Source organism: Sphingobacterium sp. Ag1 (assembly GCF_000988325.1).
In the GTDB taxonomy this organism is placed as follows: Bacteria; Bacteroidota; Bacteroidia; order Sphingobacteriales; family Sphingobacteriaceae; genus Sphingobacterium.
This window is the reverse complement of the sequence record NZ_LBGU01000043.1, coordinates 13,015-31,984: the sequence shown is the minus strand read 5'-3', so window position 1 is coordinate 31,984 and position 18,970 is coordinate 13,015. Positions and strand designations below refer to the sequence as shown.

General features: G+C 44.6%; 11 protein-coding genes. 1 reads left to right on the top strand and 10 read right to left on the bottom strand.

The features are described 5' to 3' along the window. Position 1 precedes the first annotated feature (1 nt). From AAW12_RS17740 to AAW12_RS17725, 4 genes are all read right to left on the bottom strand, one after another. Positions 2-1,189, bottom strand: coding sequence for a DUF5000 domain-containing lipoprotein (locus AAW12_RS17740; protein ID WP_046675010.1), 1,188 nt, complete (start codon positions 1,187-1,189; stop codon positions 2-4). A 25-nt stretch (positions 1,190-1,214) separates the two neighbouring features. Then, entirely contained in the window at positions 1,215-3,113 is a 1,899-nt protein-coding gene (locus AAW12_RS17735; protein ID WP_046675484.1) for a RagB/SusD family nutrient uptake outer membrane protein, read from the bottom strand. 13 nt (positions 3,114-3,126) lie between these two features. Continuing rightward, positions 3,127-6,318 (bottom strand): SusC/RagA family TonB-linked outer membrane protein, encoded by a 3,192-nt coding sequence (locus tag AAW12_RS17730; protein ID WP_231585296.1) that lies wholly within the window; start codon positions 6,316-6,318, stop codon positions 3,127-3,129. A 276-nt stretch (positions 6,319-6,594) separates the two neighbouring features. Then, positions 6,595-6,900: a hypothetical protein gene (locus AAW12_RS17725; RefSeq protein WP_046675008.1), complete on the bottom strand. Its 306-nt coding sequence runs from the start codon at positions 6,898-6,900 to the stop codon at positions 6,595-6,597. 196 nt (positions 6,901-7,096) lie between these two features. Between AAW12_RS17725 and AAW12_RS17720 the strand changes: the two genes are divergently transcribed. Continuing rightward, positions 7,097-7,975, top strand: a complete 879-nt coding sequence (locus AAW12_RS17720) for a DKNYY domain-containing protein (protein WP_046675007.1) — start codon at positions 7,097-7,099, stop codon at positions 7,973-7,975. A gap of 411 nt (positions 7,976-8,386) precedes the next feature. Here AAW12_RS17720 and AAW12_RS17715 read toward each other — a convergent pair whose 3' ends face one another. The 6 genes from AAW12_RS17715 to AAW12_RS17690 all read right to left on the bottom strand — a co-directional run bounded on the left by AAW12_RS17715 (position 8,387) and on the right by AAW12_RS17690 (position 18,876). Then, positions 8,387-9,850: a polysaccharide lyase 6 family protein gene (locus AAW12_RS17715; RefSeq protein ID WP_053003785.1), complete on the bottom strand. Its 1,464-nt coding sequence runs from the start codon at positions 9,848-9,850 to the stop codon at positions 8,387-8,389. 28 nt (positions 9,851-9,878) lie between these two features. Continuing rightward, the gene (locus AAW12_RS17710) at positions 9,879-10,646 is read right to left on the bottom strand and encodes a hypothetical protein (protein WP_156167688.1); all 768 of its coding nucleotides are present in this window, start codon (positions 10,644-10,646) and stop codon (positions 9,879-9,881) included. A 24-nt stretch (positions 10,647-10,670) separates the two neighbouring features. Beyond that, positions 10,671-12,233, bottom strand: a complete 1,563-nt coding sequence (locus AAW12_RS17705; RefSeq protein WP_046675005.1) for a RagB/SusD family nutrient uptake outer membrane protein — start codon at positions 12,231-12,233, stop codon at positions 10,671-10,673. A gap of 58 nt (positions 12,234-12,291) precedes the next feature. Further along, positions 12,292-15,390 carry a SusC/RagA family TonB-linked outer membrane protein gene (locus AAW12_RS17700; protein WP_046675004.1) on the bottom strand — a complete coding sequence of 1,033 codons (3,099 nt, stop codon included), beginning with the start codon at positions 15,388-15,390 and terminating at the stop codon, positions 12,292-12,294. A gap of 204 nt (positions 15,391-15,594) precedes the next feature. Then, the gene (locus tag AAW12_RS17695) at positions 15,595-17,730 is read right to left on the bottom strand and encodes a TIM-barrel domain-containing protein (protein ID WP_046675003.1); all 2,136 of its coding nucleotides are present in this window, start codon (positions 17,728-17,730) and stop codon (positions 15,595-15,597) included. Between the two features lie 6 nt (positions 17,731-17,736). Next, complete coding sequence (locus AAW12_RS17690; RefSeq protein WP_231585295.1) at positions 17,737-18,876, bottom strand: glycoside hydrolase family 105 protein; 1,140 nt, start codon at positions 18,874-18,876, stop codon at positions 17,737-17,739. Positions 18,877-18,970 lie beyond the last annotated feature (94 nt).

The window sequence follows — 18,970 nt, the reverse complement described above, 5'->3', positions numbered from 1 at the left end:
ATTAATAAACGCCCCAAACCTGAATCTGGTTAATCTGCATAAAATAACTTCCCCGCCAATTGCGCAGATTGCGAATGCGCAGGTACTTGTATTTCGGAGCATCTTCCGGTAGATCAAATGACCAGCCAGCGGTACCATACACTTCGTCGGCATTGGTATTTGTTCCCGACGGTGTTCCCGATGGCTTACGGACTGTACAGGTAGCCAATTTGGTCCATGACTCCCAAGAGCCATCCAGATTCGGCGTATTGCTTCCCCAAATCTCAAAATCACGTAAATTGCCCTTATCGTAGAATCCGTTTTCCCTTCTCGGAAAGATTACAACACGACTTAGTTTTGCTTCTCTCCCGATCGAGAAAGTCACCGATTGTGGTATCCCGGCATTCTCTACCGTATAAAAGCTTGGCCATTTGCTCGTATTGAGATTGCCATCCCATAGATTGTCCATGGAGCCATAGAGGATTTGCGCATCCCCCGGCAAACGTAATGGCGTAAACAATTGCCGGTTAAACAGATTTTCCTCCAATGGCGTAATCGAAGTGTAGAGCGTATCGGACTTATTTAACCAACGATCACGGACATAAAATGCGAACTTCATTTCTTTGGATTTCAATCCACGGACATTATAAAGAATAATGGAATCCTGTCCATAATAATTGTCCAGGGGTAAGTACTCCCCATTGTTGAGTGAGTCTACCATCGGTACGATCACCACATTTCCTTTTTCCTTATTGGTTGAGGTAATGCGGATACCGCCAAAGGCAGCCGTTACCTTCATCTCCCCAAACACCAGGTTAAAGATCGGCGTCTTCGGTTCAACAATGACATCTACGGGATCCGACACCACCTCAGCTTTACTCACTGCATACAGTTTAACGGTTTGCGGTTTGGTATCCGGAAACCCATCGATTAAGATTTCATTGGTATAGGTAGACGATTTGACGACACGGGTGGCACCACTCGCCATCACGTATTCGGCTTTGACATAGAGTATATTGTCATTTTCCGGAAGGCTGTAATGTATCGTTGCCTGTCCATAGCCATTGACCACCGACGGATGCTGTACCGTTCCAGGTTTGGTCTGGTCGTCCTCCATTAAGGTCCAGCCTTTTTCCTCTTTACAGCCGAGCAACAGAAAAAGCAAACCGGCCATGACATAGATACTATTGCGATATATTCGTTTTTTCATGATTTTCTTCAATTTAATACGCTAATTACCAACCTGGATTTTGTACCAAATTTGGATTGACCAACAGATCGCTTTCTTTAATCGGCCAAAAATAGTCTCTCGGTGCCACGAATCGTTGTTGATAGAAGGTTTGTTCCTGATAAAAAAGTTCTGGATGATCCTTATCCTGATTGCGGTCCCAGCCCGTGATATTTTTGTTGAGCTCCTGCGCAGCAAGTTTCCAGCGCCGCAGATCCCAAAAGCGGGAACCTTCGAAGCTCATCTCAATATTACGTTCACGTTGTATGATTGCACGGAGCCCTTCTTTTGTCGTCGGTTTGGCGCTATTGAATGCATATTTTGCCCAAGATTCTTTCACCCCTTCTAGACCGGCGCGCTTGCGAATTTTATCGAGATAGAGGAATACATCTGCTGTCGGTCCTTCACTTTCGTTTAAGGCCTCGGCATACATCAGATACAGGTCGGCAAGCCGCAGCATAGGCCAAGGATACTCTTCGATATGTGAGCTGTTTCCATCTTTAAAGGCAAATTTCCAGTTGACCAGCTTTTTTGGATAATAAGTTGTGATCGGCACAGAAACCCCACTGCCAAATAGGCCCAGGCGAAGCTGCGTCGTCCAGGTATTTTCGTCTGTCTGACTTGGGCTATTTTCCATGTACCAAACCCCACCATCAAAGCCTACATTGGCGTAGAAACGATTTTCACGGTCAAAATGCAAACGCGCTGTTCGGTAGTTTTCGATGTTGTTGAAGCGTTCGTCATGCGTTCCGGTACGCAATTGATTTTTATTGCTAAAATCCAGGGTTTTGTCTTCATCCATCGGCACCCCATTTTTCGTATAAAACTGTTCAATGATTTTGATCGTTGGAGCCAGCGTACCATTGACACTGTTATTACCGGCATTATTTGGGTCGATGTGGGCCATGGACGAGTACTGCAACTGCCAGGTCCGCGAATTCGAATTCCCCCAGATGATCTCACGGTTCCATTTTTCCGTCACAGCGTTACGGATGCTCATCTGAATCATTGTGGTATTGGACAGCGGACGTACCGGTGTTGGAAATTCATACAACGTCATACCAAGCTCTTCACAGGCGGCAATCGCTTCTTTTGCGGCCTGCGCTGCTTTACGCCACTTCTCTGCCTGAAAGCTCGGATTAAAAAATAAGGTGCCGTCCACATTTTTAAAGGTCGCATAGTCTGTATTGCCATTAAATAATGGACTAGCTGCATATAATAGGACTTTCGCCTTGATGCCTAAGGCAATCGGTTTGGTAATATGCCCCAGATCAGTTACAGGCGACTGCACGACACTAGGCAATTTAGCTGCCGCAGCATCAAGTACTTTCACAATATAATCCACAACTTCGTCAACGGACTTACGTTTGACCTGCGTCTCCTCAATTGGTGCTGTGACAGGCACATTGACATCCATAATGGGGATAGGACCATAATGCCGCATCAGCATAAAATGGTAATACGCTTTTAAGAATAGGACCTCCCCTTCCCAGGTGGTACGTTCGTCTTGCGTCATATCGCGTACTTTCTCGGGATTTTGAATATTCTCCAAAAAGATATTGCAGTCCCGAATGGCATTGTACATATATCCATCCCAATAATTGACATAAGGATTGGTTACATTTTGATTGCCACGGGCGATGTTCCAGTTCGTCCCGTTGATACTGCGCGTTGGGTAATCCAACCAAAACTCGTCTCCTGCCATAAAAGCGGGATTTATAGTCGGTTCGCCATCATTGGGCAAATAAGAGTAGCAGGTTGCCAAATATTTGATGGCTTCACTGCGCATGGTAAAGGCATTATCTATTGTCGGGGCATTGTCGGGTACAACATCCAGATAGTTGCAGGATTGAAAAAACAATAGACCTGACACCATCATCGCTTTAAATACAGTTAATTTTTTCATGATACATTGTTTTTTATAATCCCACATTGATACCGATATTGTACACCGCCTGAACCGGGTAACCCAAACCATCACCACCCATTTCAGGATCCCACATTTTAAATTTGCTCCATACAGCGAGGTTCAGGGCATTGGTATAAATGCGGATATTGGACATCTTCCAGCGATCCAGGACCTTCTTTGGTACCGTATAGCCCAATTCAACAGATTTTAGGCGAAGGAACGCACCATTGCGCATCCACCAGGTCGAAAATTGATTGTTGTTGTTATTGAATCCGTCGGTCAATCGTGGCCAAAATGCACGGATATCCTGATTATCTTCCGACCAGTGACTATCGGCCACCTGTTTTAACAGCCCATTTTGATAGGGGCCATTGATGGCGAAAGGCGTGATATTTCCGGGATTTATAAAGAAAGAAGAGCGTGCAGAACCCTGTAAGAAAGCACTCACATCAAACCCTTTGAAGCCGACCGTGAATCCCATACCGTAGATAATTTCAGGATCGGTAGGAAAACCGATAGGCACTTTGTCCAGATCAGTTATTTTGCCATCGCCGTTAATGTCACGGTATTTGATATCACCGCCCATTGTTTTCAATGCGCCACCAAAATTTTGCAATGGCGAGTTATCGGCTTCAATATCATCCACAAATAAGCGTTCGGCGATCAATCCATATTGCTGTTTAATCGGATAGCCCAAATGCGTTAGGTAAGATAAATTAGCTGGATAATTTGGTTCCTCATTAGTCAATAAACGATTGGTCGCATAAGTCATGTTGCCGCGCAACTGCGTCCACCAGGTGTTTGCAAATGATTTGTTATAGTCCAAGGCCAGGTCAAATCCCTTACTCTCCGCTTTACCCATATTGGATTGAATATCAGCCTGAAAACCTGAAGTCGTCGGAATGGTGGAGCGCACCATTAAGATATCACTTCGCTTGGAGTTATAATAATCAAAGACAACTCCCAATCCATTTTTAAGGTTCAGGTCAAAACCAGCATCAAATGTTTTGGCACGCTCCCAGGTAATATTGGGATTGGCATAACGTGATATGGAGTAACCTGGCCGGGTATAATCCCAAAGGTTTCCCCAGGAAAAACCTTTCCCAGGATCGTTGGGATTGACCTGCGATAGATAGAAAAACCGATCACGCTCATTACCGATCTGATCGTTACCCACCAAACCATAGGTTGCGCGCAATTTCAGACGAGATACCACCGGTGTGATAAACTCAAACATCGGCTCTTCCTGTAGATTCCAGCCTAGCCCAAAAGAGGGGAAAAAGCCAAATCGTTTATCTTTAGAAAAGCGCTCGGAACCATTGTAACCAAAGTTTGCTTCAAACAGGTATTTATTTTTATACGCATAAGTTGCCCGTCCGGACACACCGATGTTACGTGCCGGCAGGGAGGCCTGTAAATTACCTCCATTTGCTGTCTGGTAATTACGCATGATACCGATCAGCATCCCCGTGATGTCGTGATCCTCTCCAATGGTCCGGTTATAATTGACTGCGAACTCGCCATAGGTCGTTGTATTCTGTATCCGATCCCCTTGACTGTAGTCGAGGTATTCCGTTCCCTGGTTTTCATTCAGTAAGCTCAATACGGTATTGTTTGTACCCGGTATTTTCAGCAGATTATAGTAGAAGGGTTCAAAGCTTCTGCGCACCGAAAAATACGAGTACCGTTGTGTATAAGCCATTAGACGTGCTGAGAGGCCTTTTGTGATAAAGTCAAAGTTCTGTTTCAGCTCCAGTTGCACATTGACTGTCGAACTATTGTATTCCTGAAAGCCGTTGACCATCTTGGCATAGGGGTTATTGTACAAGGTCTTTGTCGTCGGTATAAAGTTATTTCCGAAAAGTGGATGTGTTGTGAAAGGCGCATAAGAAGCTGGATAAACTGCGGGAAACATCACGGGATTGGACCAGATCGCTTCTTTGAATACCCGTTGCCCCCCATTGATCAAATTGCCCCAATCGTCATAGCCACCGATCGGCCCTTTATAATCGTCAAACTGTGCTGAAGTACGGATAATTCCAATGGTTGTCGGCGTAATATTTAAGGTAATATTGGATCGTATCGAATAATTTTTGAGGTTAATATTATTATCAAAATTATTACCACTTTCCGATTTCAAAATTCCCCTGTCATTGTTAAAAGTACCCGCAACATAGTATTGCGCTAAGTTACCGCCCCCGGTGACGTTGAAATTGAAACGCTGATTGTTGGTATAATCTTTAATCAATTGATCGATCCAGTTATTGTTTGGATAAAGTAAGGGATCGTCTCCCCTTGCGGTATGATCGATTTTATTTTGGTCATACGGTAATGTTCCTCTCGGGTTACGTGTCAAAACAGCTTCATTGGCCAGGTTCATGTAAGTTATGTTATCGGCAAATTGGAAGTTTCGGGTATTGGTAGAAATCGAGTTTTCAAAACGTGCATTAAATTTTGCTTTTCCCACGATACCACTTTTGGTATTGACCAGCACCACACCATTTGCACCTCTGGCACCATACAATGCAGAGGCCGCCGCATCTTTCAGCACCGAAAAACCAGCAATATCATCGGGCTGAAGCCGCGCCAAAGCTGTTGTATTCGATTCCATCCCATCGATAAGGATCAGGGGGTCTTTCTTTCCGGCGCCGAAGGTCCCGACACCGCGAATAAAGAACGAGGCATTGTCGTTGCCGGGTTCACCACTGCGCTGATACGCAATTAAACCCGCTACCCGACCCGCCAGCATGGTGGTCAGATTGGAGGTAGGGCCTTTAATTTCTTTTGGATTGATCGAGGTGATCGAAGCGACCATACTCGTTTTCTTTTGCGTGCCGTATGCGACAACGGTCACCTCATCCAGGTTCGAACTTGATGAGGACAGAAAGATGGTCATACGATTGGTGCTGGTGACCTGAACAGTCTTGCGGTCGAATCCGACCGAAGTCAGGACAAGCTGATCGTTGAGGTGCACATCTTTGATCAGGAACTGTCCCTGAGCATCCGTTGATACAGCAGTACTTTTTCCCACAAAAGCGACTGTAACATTGGAAATAGGTAAATGTCCGACGCTATCCAATACAACTCCTCTTAATTCAAATGATTTGGACTGCGCATTTGCGAAGCCCGCTAACAGAAGAAAAAGGAAGACAAGACTACATCGCTGCCATTTACAGATTTGGTAATACATGTGGTAGATCATAAATTGGTCTTCTTATAGATTGGTTATTTGTTTGTAGTACAGCGGCTAGTAATCTATACTATTCTATACTACTATACAATAGTAGAAACATTTTCCGACATCCACAAATATTTTTTCAAATAGTAGGTTCTTATCCTGCTAGCTATCTTATTGAGCCGCTAGTCACTAGGCGGAAATCGAAAAAAAATAAAGCGGGATGTACTATCATGGTTGATAACACATCCCGCTTCGTCAATAATTTAGAAAATTTTGATCACAAAAAAAGGTAGGCCTAGCCTACCCTTTTGTCAATGAGTGATGATATTTTAACGTATGATTGAGTGAATGTGCGGTCTGCCGGGCATCGTCCTGATAGGACGATAAATCTTGGCAGGCGCTGATATCTGTTACATCCACCTTGTTTCTTACTTTGCTGATGACCTGATTTAATTCCGATTTCCAGTTGCCCGGATCGCCAAAATCGTCCACCCAATTTTTGTTGATAAACTTTTTGTAGTTCAAAAGCAAAATATACAATTCCTCACCACTACCGGCGCGATTGATTGACGTGCGCCAGTTCTCTAATTTTTCTTTAAAACTCATAACCAGCAATATACAAAAAATATACTGCTTTACCAAATAACAGGGCTTACATCACCGATCATTGACCTCGGTATGACAGAATACGTATTTTTTATTTGTTTCAATAATGCAACTAAACTTTTACCCTTATATTGCAGTCTCATCAACAACATACACTAGCAAGAATACTTACATTTCATTTTAGACCGAACGCGATATGATACTAGCTATTTCTTTTAAAACAATGCTCGCCCTTCTTCTGCTTGGCTCTGCCAGCGATGTCTATGTTGATAATAGCAAATACGAAAATAGCAGTGCCTATATCCATCAAGACCAGTTGGGAGACGGCTATGCCAAAATTGGCGGTCGTATTTACTATCGTGGTAAAGAAATTGTCAATGCCAATGCCGGTTCTTTTCAGTTTTTAGGTGATGGTTATGCAAAAGACACCTGGAAAGTCTATTTTCGGGGGGCAGCTGTAGCCGATGCAAGTCCTTCTACTTTTCAGTCACTGGGTGACGGTTACGCTAGTGATGCCTGGAAGGTCTATTTTTATGGCAGATCCTTATCGAATGTGACAGCCTCTTCCTTCAAGACGCTGGGAAATGGTTACAGCAAAGACGCATGGAAAGTCTACTATTTGGGCAAAGAAATTGCAGGAGCCAACTCCTCCAGCTTTGAAAACCTCGGTCGGGGTTATGCAAAAGATAATTGGTCAAGCTATTATCGGGGCGAAAAGAATGATAAGCCTACAGCGACTTCCTTGCAGTCTCTCGGAGGGCAATATGCGAAGGACGATTGGTCTGTTTTTTACCGAAATCAGAAAGTGGAAGAGGCTTCTGTTTCAACCTTTGAATACCTCGATGACGGTTATGGCAGGGATGCCTGGAATGTGTACTATCGAGGAGTAAAAGTTAAGGATGCCTCGCCATCTACATTTAAAGCGCTTGCGGGAGGTTATGCAAAAGACTCCTGGACCGTTTTCTATCGCGGTCAGGAGTTAAAAGGGGCAAGTGCTTCTACTTTTGAATACGTAGACAATGGCTATGCACGCGATGCTTGGAGTAAGTTTTATCGTGGAGAAAAAATGGATTAATTTTATTTAATAATGGTATTCATACCGACCATTCCGGCCTTGGATTTAATCTTTTCAATAAGACCATAATAGCTCCAGTTGCGCAACAAGAATTCATTGAACATCAGCCATTCCGCTGAAAGATAATATAGCTGCGGCAAACTATGATCAGATAGCGGTCAAGTTCTACTTTTAGACAGTGCTTGTTCAGTGATTGTTCAGTGCTCGTTCAGTGCTTGTTCAGTGAAGACTGAATAAACACTGACTGATTACTGTCTAAAAACCGATTGAAAATTGTTTTTAGGTATACGTTGGTAGTCGTATGTTTCCATGGATCTCATAATTATATGCGGTAAATACAAGCATTATTTATCACAAAGAAAACGGGGAATAAATCGTTTATTCCCCGCATAAAATATGCTTTACATTCGTTTAAGGATTAATGACCAAACTGCTCCCCAGACCGGACATAAATACAGGCCCAATATTTTGGGCTTTCAGCAGATCACGATGCTTCGTATCTAATTTAGGAGCTCCCGCATCCGTGGCAGCCGCAAAAGGATAATTTCCCACAAAAGCACCCAATACGGGGCTGCTGTTTGATGGCTCATAGATGCCATCTGTTGTCAGTGTGTACTGTGGATTAACTCGGGTAAATCCAGTTGGAAGTTGCTGACTTGTGGGTACATCGAAAACAATGTTTCCCTGATAAACAAAATTGACCGGTTGATCGGTAAAGGTTAACATCGTTGATTGAGCCGATTGGGACACCACATTATTTGCAATATGCCCATCCGTTGGCGCTAATGTCCGGTTATTTCCGCCTTTTCCCGAACCAATATCAAATGACTGCTTACATTTAATCATTGTATTGGCCACAACTTTCACCCGCTTGACTTGAAAGTACCCGCTTAAGGGCGAATTTGGTACGCCGTCCATAATCGCCAACGCGGCTTTTTGCCCCGTACCGGCCATATTCTGGAAGTAATTGTTATAGACCAAATGGTCTTCACCTATGATACGAATACCACCGGCAGCACTATTGCCATTACCGACAAAATAATTTCCATAAACGGCAGATCCATTACCATGTCGCAGGCATAAGGTTCCCTGACTTTCATAAAAATAGTTGTTGCGGATCGTATCGGCCCCCATCTTATTGGATATGATTTCCGTTTCGCCGTTACAGCGCTGAAAGATATTATCTTCAATGGTTGTCAGCGCACTGGTCATCGACCAGTCGCTGGTGCCAATGCGGATGGTTTCACCGCCATTGTCCTGTACCGCAGCACGCTCGCCAAAAAAGTTATGATCGATGCGGTGTTTCATTGGTTTACTGGTCCCCCATACAACCATGGTCGGGCCCTGATGGATTTTTCCTTTTAAATAGCAGTGGTCGACCCGATGGTAGGAACCATTGATCGATACCCAACGATAGTCGGTCGTCGCTGCCGGCGGATTATAGTCCACAATCGATGTATTGGTAAGGCGACAGTTTGAAGAGGAAGAAGTAAAATCCACCACATTTTTGCCTGTTGTATACCCTTCCTGGAATACGAGTCCGTCCACAACAAGCCACTGTCCTGTGATACTAACGGAAGAAGTACCTTTCATAATAACAGCTCCACGCTGCTCTGCCATCAGTACAATGGGTTGCTGTTTTGTTCCCTGCGCACTGAAGGTTAATTCCTGATCTGTCCATTGCCCGGACTTCATAATAACCGTGTCTCCGGGCTGTAAGCTCAATGCCTGAAGATCTGCTGCCGACTGAATGGTGTGGCATTGCACACAGGCAATACTGTTTAAAGTGAGTTTTTCGGCGGGCGATTTCTCACAGCTAGTTCCTACCGCCAATAGCAGCAGAAGTGAAGCAATAACTGAATTCTTTTTGATCATATTTAAATTTGTTTAAAAGGTTCTTTTGTTAAAGTGCTCCCGCAAATGGATAAACTGTGGTATTTCCTTTGCTGCCAAAGACATGAACCACGCCGTTGGTTACAATGTATCCCCCGGACCGATTGGTTGTCTTATTGTTAATTTGAATCGGCGCCAAATCACTGTTATTGACCAAGCGTAAGACCATCATCCCCTCCTGATCAAAACCTTTACCTTCATTCATGTAGCCCAGCAGCGAACTTTTACTGGCAACAGTATTGGCAGGAAGCATGGTCTTTGCTTTGGTGTTTTCAATGGTCAGCTTATCAAAGTTGTAATTCCCTTCCAGCATGAGGTAAAGGAAATAATTACGAACATCATCTTTACTGTAGTCTTCCCATTTTGTCGCCGGTCTCGTCATTGGCTTGCCTGTTCCGTCCACCCCGGTCACAATTGGAAAGTCAAAAAAGAGGCCTGCAGTCACTTTTTTCGTTTTTACATCCCAGGTCTTTATGCCATCATTATGCAAAAAAATAAAGGTTCGATCTGTCTTTTCAAATTCTTCCAAAGGGATACCAGCATATTCTAAGCCCTTCCGCATCCATTTGAAAACCGTATCTGTTGGATTTTCCACTGTTTCGTAAGATCGGCTCTCCAGAAATTTTCGTGCACTTATCCCGATATTGGGATCTAAAGTTTTATGTTGGTAGTCGTAATCTTTTTGCAGTTCCAAATCGAAAAGTGAACAACTTGTCATTAATAGACTTACCACGATGATAGCGTTATAGGTCCATTTGGTCTTAAACATTCTTTTCATGACGCTCTGATTTAAATTCTTCTATTAATCTGTATATCCGGGATTTTGAACCAATGATTTATTGGAGTTTAGAACATTCCGGTGAATAGGCCAATACACTCTGTTTGTTGGATCTAAAAATCCAGGTTTTTCCAAATTACCCGCTTCTTCCTGTCTACGTTTTAAGATGGGATCCATCACGTCCTTTACACGTCCGGTGCGCACCAGATCAAACCACCTTTTACCTTCACCAAAAAGTTCCAGACGACGCTCCTCCAAAATCGCCGTTTCCAGCTGGTAGCTTGTCGCAATAGTGGCATCATTTGCATCATATTGTGGCAGGCGCGCACGCTTGCGGACAAAGTTTAAATATTTCAGGGCATTGGCGCGATCACCCAAGCCATTCAACGCTTCAGCATATAAAAGATACATGTCACTCAGGCGGTACATGGTTAAATAAACTGGAAGTGCCTGATTTGTCACAGGCCATGGATCCGCTTTGGTTGGGTTCGCATCCGTAGGATACCACTTGATAAATCGATCTCGCTTGTTGCTTGGCAACCCAAAATAGACATCTAAAGTCTGCTGTGGCCTGATATCAGGACTCGGCGAAGTGGTCGTCTGCGGCTGAAACCAGGTTGCCCACACCCCTTCATCGACGACAATCTGCTTGTTGTTAGGCGACCATGAGGTCTGCATACAGGCACAGCCATTTTTTAAGTAGTCCCAATGGATGCTCCAAATCGTTTCTTTACTGGAAGTTGGATTGACAAAAATAGTTTTCCAGCTTGCGCCATCCTGCAAATTGCTTTCATTGGTTCCGGCATAACCTACACCCGTAGGAGACTTTGTTAAAAAAAGACGTGTTATCCATTTTGTCGCATTTTGATAATCCTTTTTCCACATATATACATCCGACATGATTGCACATATTCCTGCCCCTCCGATGGTCCATAGGGGGTTTTTCGCGTCTTTATCGACCAGGGAATAGGCTTTTTCCAGATCCGGTATAATGACCTCGTTCAATAGCTTATCTTTCGGTTCACGTGGACTGGCAGCGGGCTGCTGCACATCCTCATAGGGTTCAAGCCATATCGGAGCATCGCCCCACACACGGACGAGGTAGAAATAACACATGGCTCGAAGGGCATAACACTGCGCGAGATAATCCTTCAGCATCTCCGGAGTGATACGGCTATCCAGTTCTGCTGCCTTTGGAATATACTTGATATTGTTATTGATACGCCCGATGGCGGTATAGAGCCCGCTCCAGTCTGAAAACTGATTGGTTGGCGTAAGGCTATTTAATACGATCTCATCCACATAGTCTTTGGTGTAGCTGATTGCGCGGTCAAAGTTATCGGCACGATACTCGCCCCAATACAGGTATTTTTCGAGGTAATTGTCTTTGTTATCCTGATAATTACCCTTACCAACCATTTCGAGCTGAAAGGCGCTATACATTCCGGCTATTGCGGCCTGCACATCGTATAAGTTTTTATAATGCTGATCCAGTGCAACTTCGGCCAGCGGTTTCTCTTCCAAGAATTTGTTACAGCTTCCCAACGTAGCTGATAGCAGTAACAGTGCTAAGATCTTTGTTTTCATGTCAAAAATATTTTATCTGCCCCATCCTTCAGACGGGACTCACCCTAAAAGATATATGCTAAAAATTGATGTTTACGCCAAATCCAAACTCCCGTCTCCTCGGGTAACGGCCATCGTCCTCACCCGGTGTCAGCGGATTGTTTGTACTAAATTCGGGATCGTAACCCCGGTAATTGGTCCATGTCAACAGGTTGCTTCCATAAACGAAGGCAGTAAGTCCTTTCATTTTCAACCTATTGATCAACTGTGGATCGAAGGTGTAGGCTAAGCGCGCGCTTGACAACCGAACAAATGTCGCATCTTCGATATAGAGGCTATTCTGGTTTGTTTTCATATTTCCACGGTTGTTTCGCTCCACGTAATTTGGGTATTTGGCCACATCCCCGGGTTTGCGCCATACATTATAAACCATGTCCGGTGAACCTGCCCCGGTATTGGTCGGGTAATTTTGACGTTGCAGCAAGGCATTGTAGACTTCACCGCCGAAGGAACCATTAAAGAGTACATTTAGGGTAAATCTTTTGTATCTAAAGGTCTGCATAAAACCAAAATAGAAATCAGGTGTCGCGTTGCCGAGGATCATGCGATCTTCGTCATTGATCAAACTATCCTTTTTGTTGTTCAGCCATTCAGCATCCCCCCCTTTGAGTTTACCATCTGGCGCATAAAGCTGGTGTACTGTTCCATGATAATCGTTACCATTGAATGTATATACCGCTTTTCCATCACGATACATCGGTTTCCCCTGATCGTCTAGGACAAGTGTCAATTTCTCCCAATTGTCGTTGTAAGCGTTAGATTCATCCCAGGCGTAAACCCCTAAATTGCGCCAGCCGTAGAAATTTCCGATACGGCCACCTTCTTCCGCGTACCATTTATTACCCGGAAAAAATGGTATTCCATCTGCCAGCTTCACAATCTTACCCCGTTCAAAGGAAATATTACCATTCACCTCCCAGCTGAAATCACGCGTCATTATTGGTTTTCCACTGATCACAAATTCCATCCCGCGGTTGCGGATTGTCCCTAAATTGACATTCACTTTGGCATAACCGGTTTCTTTGGCAAGCTCTCGCGGATACAATAAATCGGTTGTCGTTTTAACATAATAGTCTGCCGTAAATCCCAATCGACCATTTAAGAAGGTCAGATCTAGCCCCACATTATTCTGAGTGGTTGTTTCCCACTTGATCCGATTATTGCCAAATGTACTGGTCAATGCAGCTCCGCCGACACCGTTATACGAACCGCCAAAGGCCACTTTGGTGTACGATTCATAATCGCCTACTTTATCATTTCCAAGTTGACCGATACTGTACCGTAGTTTAGCATCTACCAATGCCGGCTTGGCCCATTTCATGAAATTCTCGTCCGAAAACCGCCATGCAGCAGATGCCGAGAGGAAGTTCCCCCATTTATTTGTCGCACCGAACCGCGATGAACCATCTCTCCGATAGGATCCCTGAACGAGATAGCGTCCTTTGTAATTGTAGCCAATCCGGCTAAAAATAGAAGCAGAAGCATTGGCTGTTGCCGTGGTATAGGTTTTTGAAGGCGTCAGGTAATCCGGAAAGGTCACCAAAACCTCCTCGTTGACGCTATTCATATATTCGGAGTGAAAACGATCATAACGTCTGCGATCCGAACTGAAGCCCAATAAAGCCGTGACATTATGATCCTGCGCAAAAGTTTTATTATAATTCAGATAGGATTGAAACTCCCAGGTAAACGTTTTATTAAACTCATTTGTTCCGCTATTCTGGTCCTTGTTTGCCGAAAGAAAACGCGGTGAGAATTGGGTATTCTGTAAATTGTCTAACCGTGCATTGAACAAGGTTGTGAACTTTAAGTCATCCCTGATCTGATAATCCAACTGATTGTTAAATTGCCCAGAATAGGTTTCATCCAGATTTTTCTCAAACAAAGCGTTGGCTACAGGATTACGTTTCGAACCGATGTAGCTTGTTAAAGAACCATCGGGATAGTAAATCAAGGAATAGGCTGGACGGTCCATTACAACCCTTATCGTATTGCCGATCGGAATTGTATTGCCTTTCTGCCAGGAAAAGGAAATATTGTTGGAATACTTCAACTTGGATGAAAACTGATATTCCACATTGATGCGTGATTGCAAACGTTTGGCGTAACTATTCAAGATAATAGATTTATCATCCAGATAATTCAAACTGCTGTAGTAACGCAGATTTTTCTGACCACCGGAAACACTCACCTTGATTTCCTTCTTCTGTGCCAGATTCCCCAATAAGAGTCTTTGTAAATCGTTATCGGAATTGAAACTTGGGTTGATGGAATCCGTATTGGTATTGAGGCCTTGGATATATCGGAAAGCCCTCACTTCTGCAGAGTTGCTTACAGGGATGTAATGAGCTAGACGTCCAAAAAGATGGTTGTAGTTAACATTAACCATGGGTTTTCCTTCTGATCCGCGCTTGGTTGTGATGAGGATAACGCCATTGGCTGCACGCGATCCATAAATGGATGCAGAAGCCGCATCTTTGAGCACTTCGATATTCTCGATATCTGTCGGATTTATGGTTGCACCATCAGGGTTAATTACCCCATCGACCAGATATAAGGGGCCATTTCCACCATTCAAAGTCGAAGTTCCCCGCACTTGAATAGATCCTGTCGCTCCGGGTGCCCCACCACCGTCATTGACAATAAGCACCCCGGCAGCCTGCCCTTGTAAGGCATCGAAAAGGTTAATGGGCTGACGCTCTTCGATTTTCTTGGCATTGACGGAAGAGATGGCTCCCGTGAGGTCACGTTTCTTTGCGACACCACCATAGCCCGTGACAACAATCTCGTCCAGCGCATTGTCACTATCTTCCAGCGTGACATCAAGTTGCCGCTGGTTACCGACGGCGCGCTCCTGCTCTTTCATCCCCACCTGACTAAAGACAAGGGTGCTGGATGGGGCAACCTCCAGCTGATACTTCCCCGCAGCATCTGTACTTGTGCCCTGGCTTTTCCCTTTGATACGAACAGTGACTCCCTGCAGTGCATCTCCCTTTTTGTTGGTCACCTTTCCTGAAAGCCGTATGTTTTGTTGGGCAAAGACCGGTAAACCTATACTCCCCAAGGCTAGAAATAGGAAGAGTACAAAGCACCCCATTTTTGTGATACTTTTTATCATAATAAATCAGTTTTTATGGCGATTATCTATCATGAGAAGATGATCGATAACTCGGCCACGCATTTAATAAATTGGTTATTTTTTATAATCAGTTACCTCAAATATCAGTGAATCCACGAGGTTAAACAGTGTATTTTTTGGTCTTTTTAGCGGTAAAAAATGGTTTTCAGAAGCTTAAAACAGGGATTACTGTTTAAAACAGCATCATTGCCCCATCAATTCAAATGCTACAGTACCGACCGTATTTGGTTTGTTTTTGCTTGCCGCTGAGATATCCCCTTCCAATTTGCCAAGCGCATTTCTTTTAAAACGTATCCGCCGCCAGGAATAAGCACCCTTGTCATAGTCGAAACTTACGCCATCATCATCATATAGGTTGTACAACCCTTCCTTTTCGCCGTAATGCCGAATGATCAAATTGACTTTTTCACCAACTGTGGGCGCATGAAGCCTTGCCGTTGTCATCGGGATGATGCCACCATCTTTCACATACACAGGTATCCGATCGTCTTTGGGTTTGGCGACGATTTCCTCGCCATTGCCGACATAACGTCCCGAATAGAAATCGTACCAGTTGCCCTTGGGCAGCAGCACCTTTCTAGAAGATTCTCCCGTAAACAAGGGAGCAACCAATAGATATTCACCACACATATATTGATCTTTTACCTCCCTGTTTACCGCTTCCAAATAGGGGTTCGTTTCCAGGTCTTGGTTTCCCACTGTCAAATTTGTCTGCCCCTGGAATCCATCTTCCAGTACCATGGCCCGGAAGGGGGGCGTACCTTCAAAATGGTATTTTGCAAATTCAGAGTAGAGATAAGGCATCAATTCCATCCGCAGCTGCGCATAGTATTTCACTTTTTCGGCCACTTCGGGGAAAGACCATGGTTTTGTTCCACTGGACCAGGCATTGATCATGGCCATTGGTGAAAACACAACCGTCTGGAAACGGCGCAACCATTCTTCTCCCGTCTTGGAACCCCTAACTTCTGGCGTCCACAGCAGGCCACAAAAGCCACTATTGACCAGCGCGGTAATAAAATCCTGATGGCTATAGTAGTCATTATAGATCACATAGGGCATGTTGTTGGCGCCGGCATTGGATGCCCGTACAAGTCCAAACGTTCGTTTGTTCTGCTGACGGTATAGACTGTCGGTCAATTTCTGTGCAAGCACGCCATAGGTTTGCCGCATTTGAATTCCACTGATCCCCGAGGGAAATTTGGCCATATCTGGCCACAGGTAGTAATCGTAACCATCGACCTCATCAATCTTATAGCCGCTGATTCCGATATTGATTTGTGATCGGCTCAGCTGGTCTGCGAGGATACGCTTTGCATCCGGATGATTTAAATCAGGAACAGTCCCATTCCACACCGTATGAGATCCTGTAAAAGGCTCAATAGATTTGCTAATGGGAGCGTCGGGTGAGACATACGGATTAGTCCAGAGGTTTAGCCGAACACCTTTATCAGCCAGCGTTTTTACCAAGGCTGCCGGATTTGGAAAACGTCCTTTATCCCATTCAAACGAACAGGGATAAGCCTTGGACTGCCAGCCCGGTTCGAGCCCGATAAAATCAAGTGGGAAGCCATGTTCCTCAAATTCGGCCACTTCTTTAACAACATCCGCCGCTGTATAAAGCTTTTGCACACGTTGTGTAAAACCAAGCCCCCACTTCGGTGGCAAGGCACCACCACCACAAAAGAGGTTATAGCGCTTTATTGCATCAAGCGCGTTGACACCGGCAAAGACATACACTTCGGCCCCTTCCGTAGGCACATACACCTCTACAGCATCCGAGTAAGGTCGGGAATTCCAGCTTTTATCGGTATTGCGGTCTTTTACTTCTGCGGGGACTTTGACATCTTTCCGTACGCCTGTTCCAACATAATAGGTTAAATATTGAGCGGAATTGATCAATACACCATAACCTCTGGAAGAGACGTAGAACGGAACGGGTGCATGAGTTCGCCCATTATCTTTACCACCGTAATGGTCGACATGCAGGTTAAGAATCTTGCCCCGCTGATGTACCGTCTGAAAGTTAAGTCCCAATCCGTAGATCTGTTCGTTTTTTTCCAGTGGGAACCGTAGGTAGGTTTTGCCATCTATAAGTTCGGCATGCACCTCCATCTTGGGTAAGGGAAAGTCAACAGACTGCAGCTGTTCAAGCGTTTCCGCTCGGGGAGTCGGCGCTGCTGCTGAAAGCAGTGTATATTTATCCGGCTTTCCAAATATACCTTTCCATACGCCGGGGTATTGCTCCTGAAAGCGAATGCTTTGTGCTGGCGCCTTTATCGCAAACAATACCAGCAAAATTGTCCATAATCTCATCATAGCTGATTATTTTTTTAGTAAAGCATACACGCACCAAAGTATGGGTGCCTGCCCATGCATATCCCCTGTTTTCTGTTGTCGATCGAGGTAATACTGGTAATCATTTTTTCGGTTGGTACCCTCACAGACATTGCTGATATCACCGTCTTTGTTGATGTAGCCTGTCAAAGCAATCCATGCCTTGCGTGCGATCGGCGTATACTCCTTTGCGTCGAGCCAGCCATTTTTTATGCCCATGATAATCGCATAAGTGAACATGGCTGAACCCGAAGTTTCCACCCAAGATTCAGGTTTATCAATCAATTGCCCCCAAAGGCCATCTGGTCGCTGATATTGCTTTAGGCTCGTGATCATCTTTTGATATGAAGCCAATATTTTGGGCCTATTGGGATTGTCCTTCTTTAATGAAGAGAGCAGTTCGCTCATTCCCGCAGCCATCCAGCCATTGCCGCGCCCCCAAAAGAAAGGCGCATCAGGTGCGTGATAAAAAAGGCCATTTTCTTTTTGAATGGTATCGAGGTAGACCACCATTTCATGTGCTGCCCGATCCATATACTGTTGATCTCCCGTCACCTGAAAAGCTTTGGATTGAATCATGGTAATCATATACATATCGTCGATCCAGTAGCGGGTCTGCCAGGTAAGACCTTTATCGAGAAATTTCTGGTAACTGTCTTTGACCACCTGCGAGGAGTCAATCGGAATAGTCCATTGCGCATTTGCAAAACGCATTCCCATCGTCTTGAATTGCTGGTCTTTTGTTTGTAAGTAGAGTTCCAGTGGCACCGTCCCAAAAACGGAGAAGTCCACATGCCAAGGACGTGGAACAAGGTGTTTTTCGGCGCCGAACAAAGGCATAAAGCGTTGGGTCAATTGTTCCAATAAGGTCTTATTGTTGCTCACTTCGGCGTATTTCAATGCCCCATACCAGGCACAGACTTCGGGATACGTAATGTTTCTGGGCGGAGCTGGCGGTTTAAAACTGTTATGCGGACTTGCCACAAAACGTTGAGCCACGAGATCACCTATTAATCTGGGATCAGCCTGCCTTGGCCAATTGACCAGGTCTGTGCTTTGTGCGAAAGCACAAAGAGATATGCAGACGCCAATACCCACAAGTATGGACATACAGAACTGCTTCATCATCAGTTGGGTTTATAATTAAGTTATAACCCAAATATCAGCATGCCAGTCTGTTTGAAGGGGGTAGTTTTTGATCGTTTAGGTGGAGAAATTGGTA

Excerpts from the sequence above, each read along its gene's own strand:
- AAW12_RS17720 (WP_046675007.1), top strand. The coding sequence starts at position 7,097 with ATGATACTAGCTATTTCTTTTAAAACAATGCTCGCCCTTCTTCTGCTT.
- AAW12_RS17730 (WP_231585296.1), bottom strand. The coding sequence starts at position 6,318 with ATGATCTACCACATGTATTACCAAATCTGTAAATGGCAGCGATGTAGT.
- AAW12_RS17715 (WP_053003785.1), bottom strand. The coding sequence starts at position 9,850 with ATGATCAAAAAGAATTCAGTTATTGCTTCACTTCTGCTGCTATTGGCG.
- AAW12_RS17695 (WP_046675003.1), bottom strand. The coding sequence starts at position 17,730 with ATGATGAGATTATGGACAATTTTGCTGGTATTGTTTGCGATAAAGGCG.
- AAW12_RS17740 (WP_046675010.1), bottom strand. The coding sequence starts at position 1,189 with ATGAAAAAACGAATATATCGCAATAGTATCTATGTCATGGCCGGTTTG.
- AAW12_RS17725 (WP_046675008.1), bottom strand. The coding sequence starts at position 6,900 with ATGAGTTTTAAAGAAAAATTAGAGAACTGGCGCACGTCAATCAATCGC.
- AAW12_RS17705 (WP_046675005.1), bottom strand. The coding sequence starts at position 12,233 with ATGAAAACAAAGATCTTAGCACTGTTACTGCTATCAGCTACGTTGGGA.
- AAW12_RS17700 (WP_046675004.1), bottom strand. The coding sequence starts at position 15,390 with ATGATAAAAAGTATCACAAAAATGGGGTGCTTTGTACTCTTCCTATTT.
- AAW12_RS17710 (WP_156167688.1), bottom strand. The coding sequence starts at position 10,646 with ATGAAAAGAATGTTTAAGACCAAATGGACCTATAACGCTATCATCGTG.
- AAW12_RS17735 (WP_046675484.1), bottom strand. The coding sequence starts at position 3,113 with ATGAAAAAATTAACTGTATTTAAAGCGATGATGGTGTCAGGTCTATTG.
- AAW12_RS17690 (WP_231585295.1), bottom strand. The coding sequence starts at position 18,876 with ATGATGAAGCAGTTCTGTATGTCCATACTTGTGGGTATTGGCGTCTGC.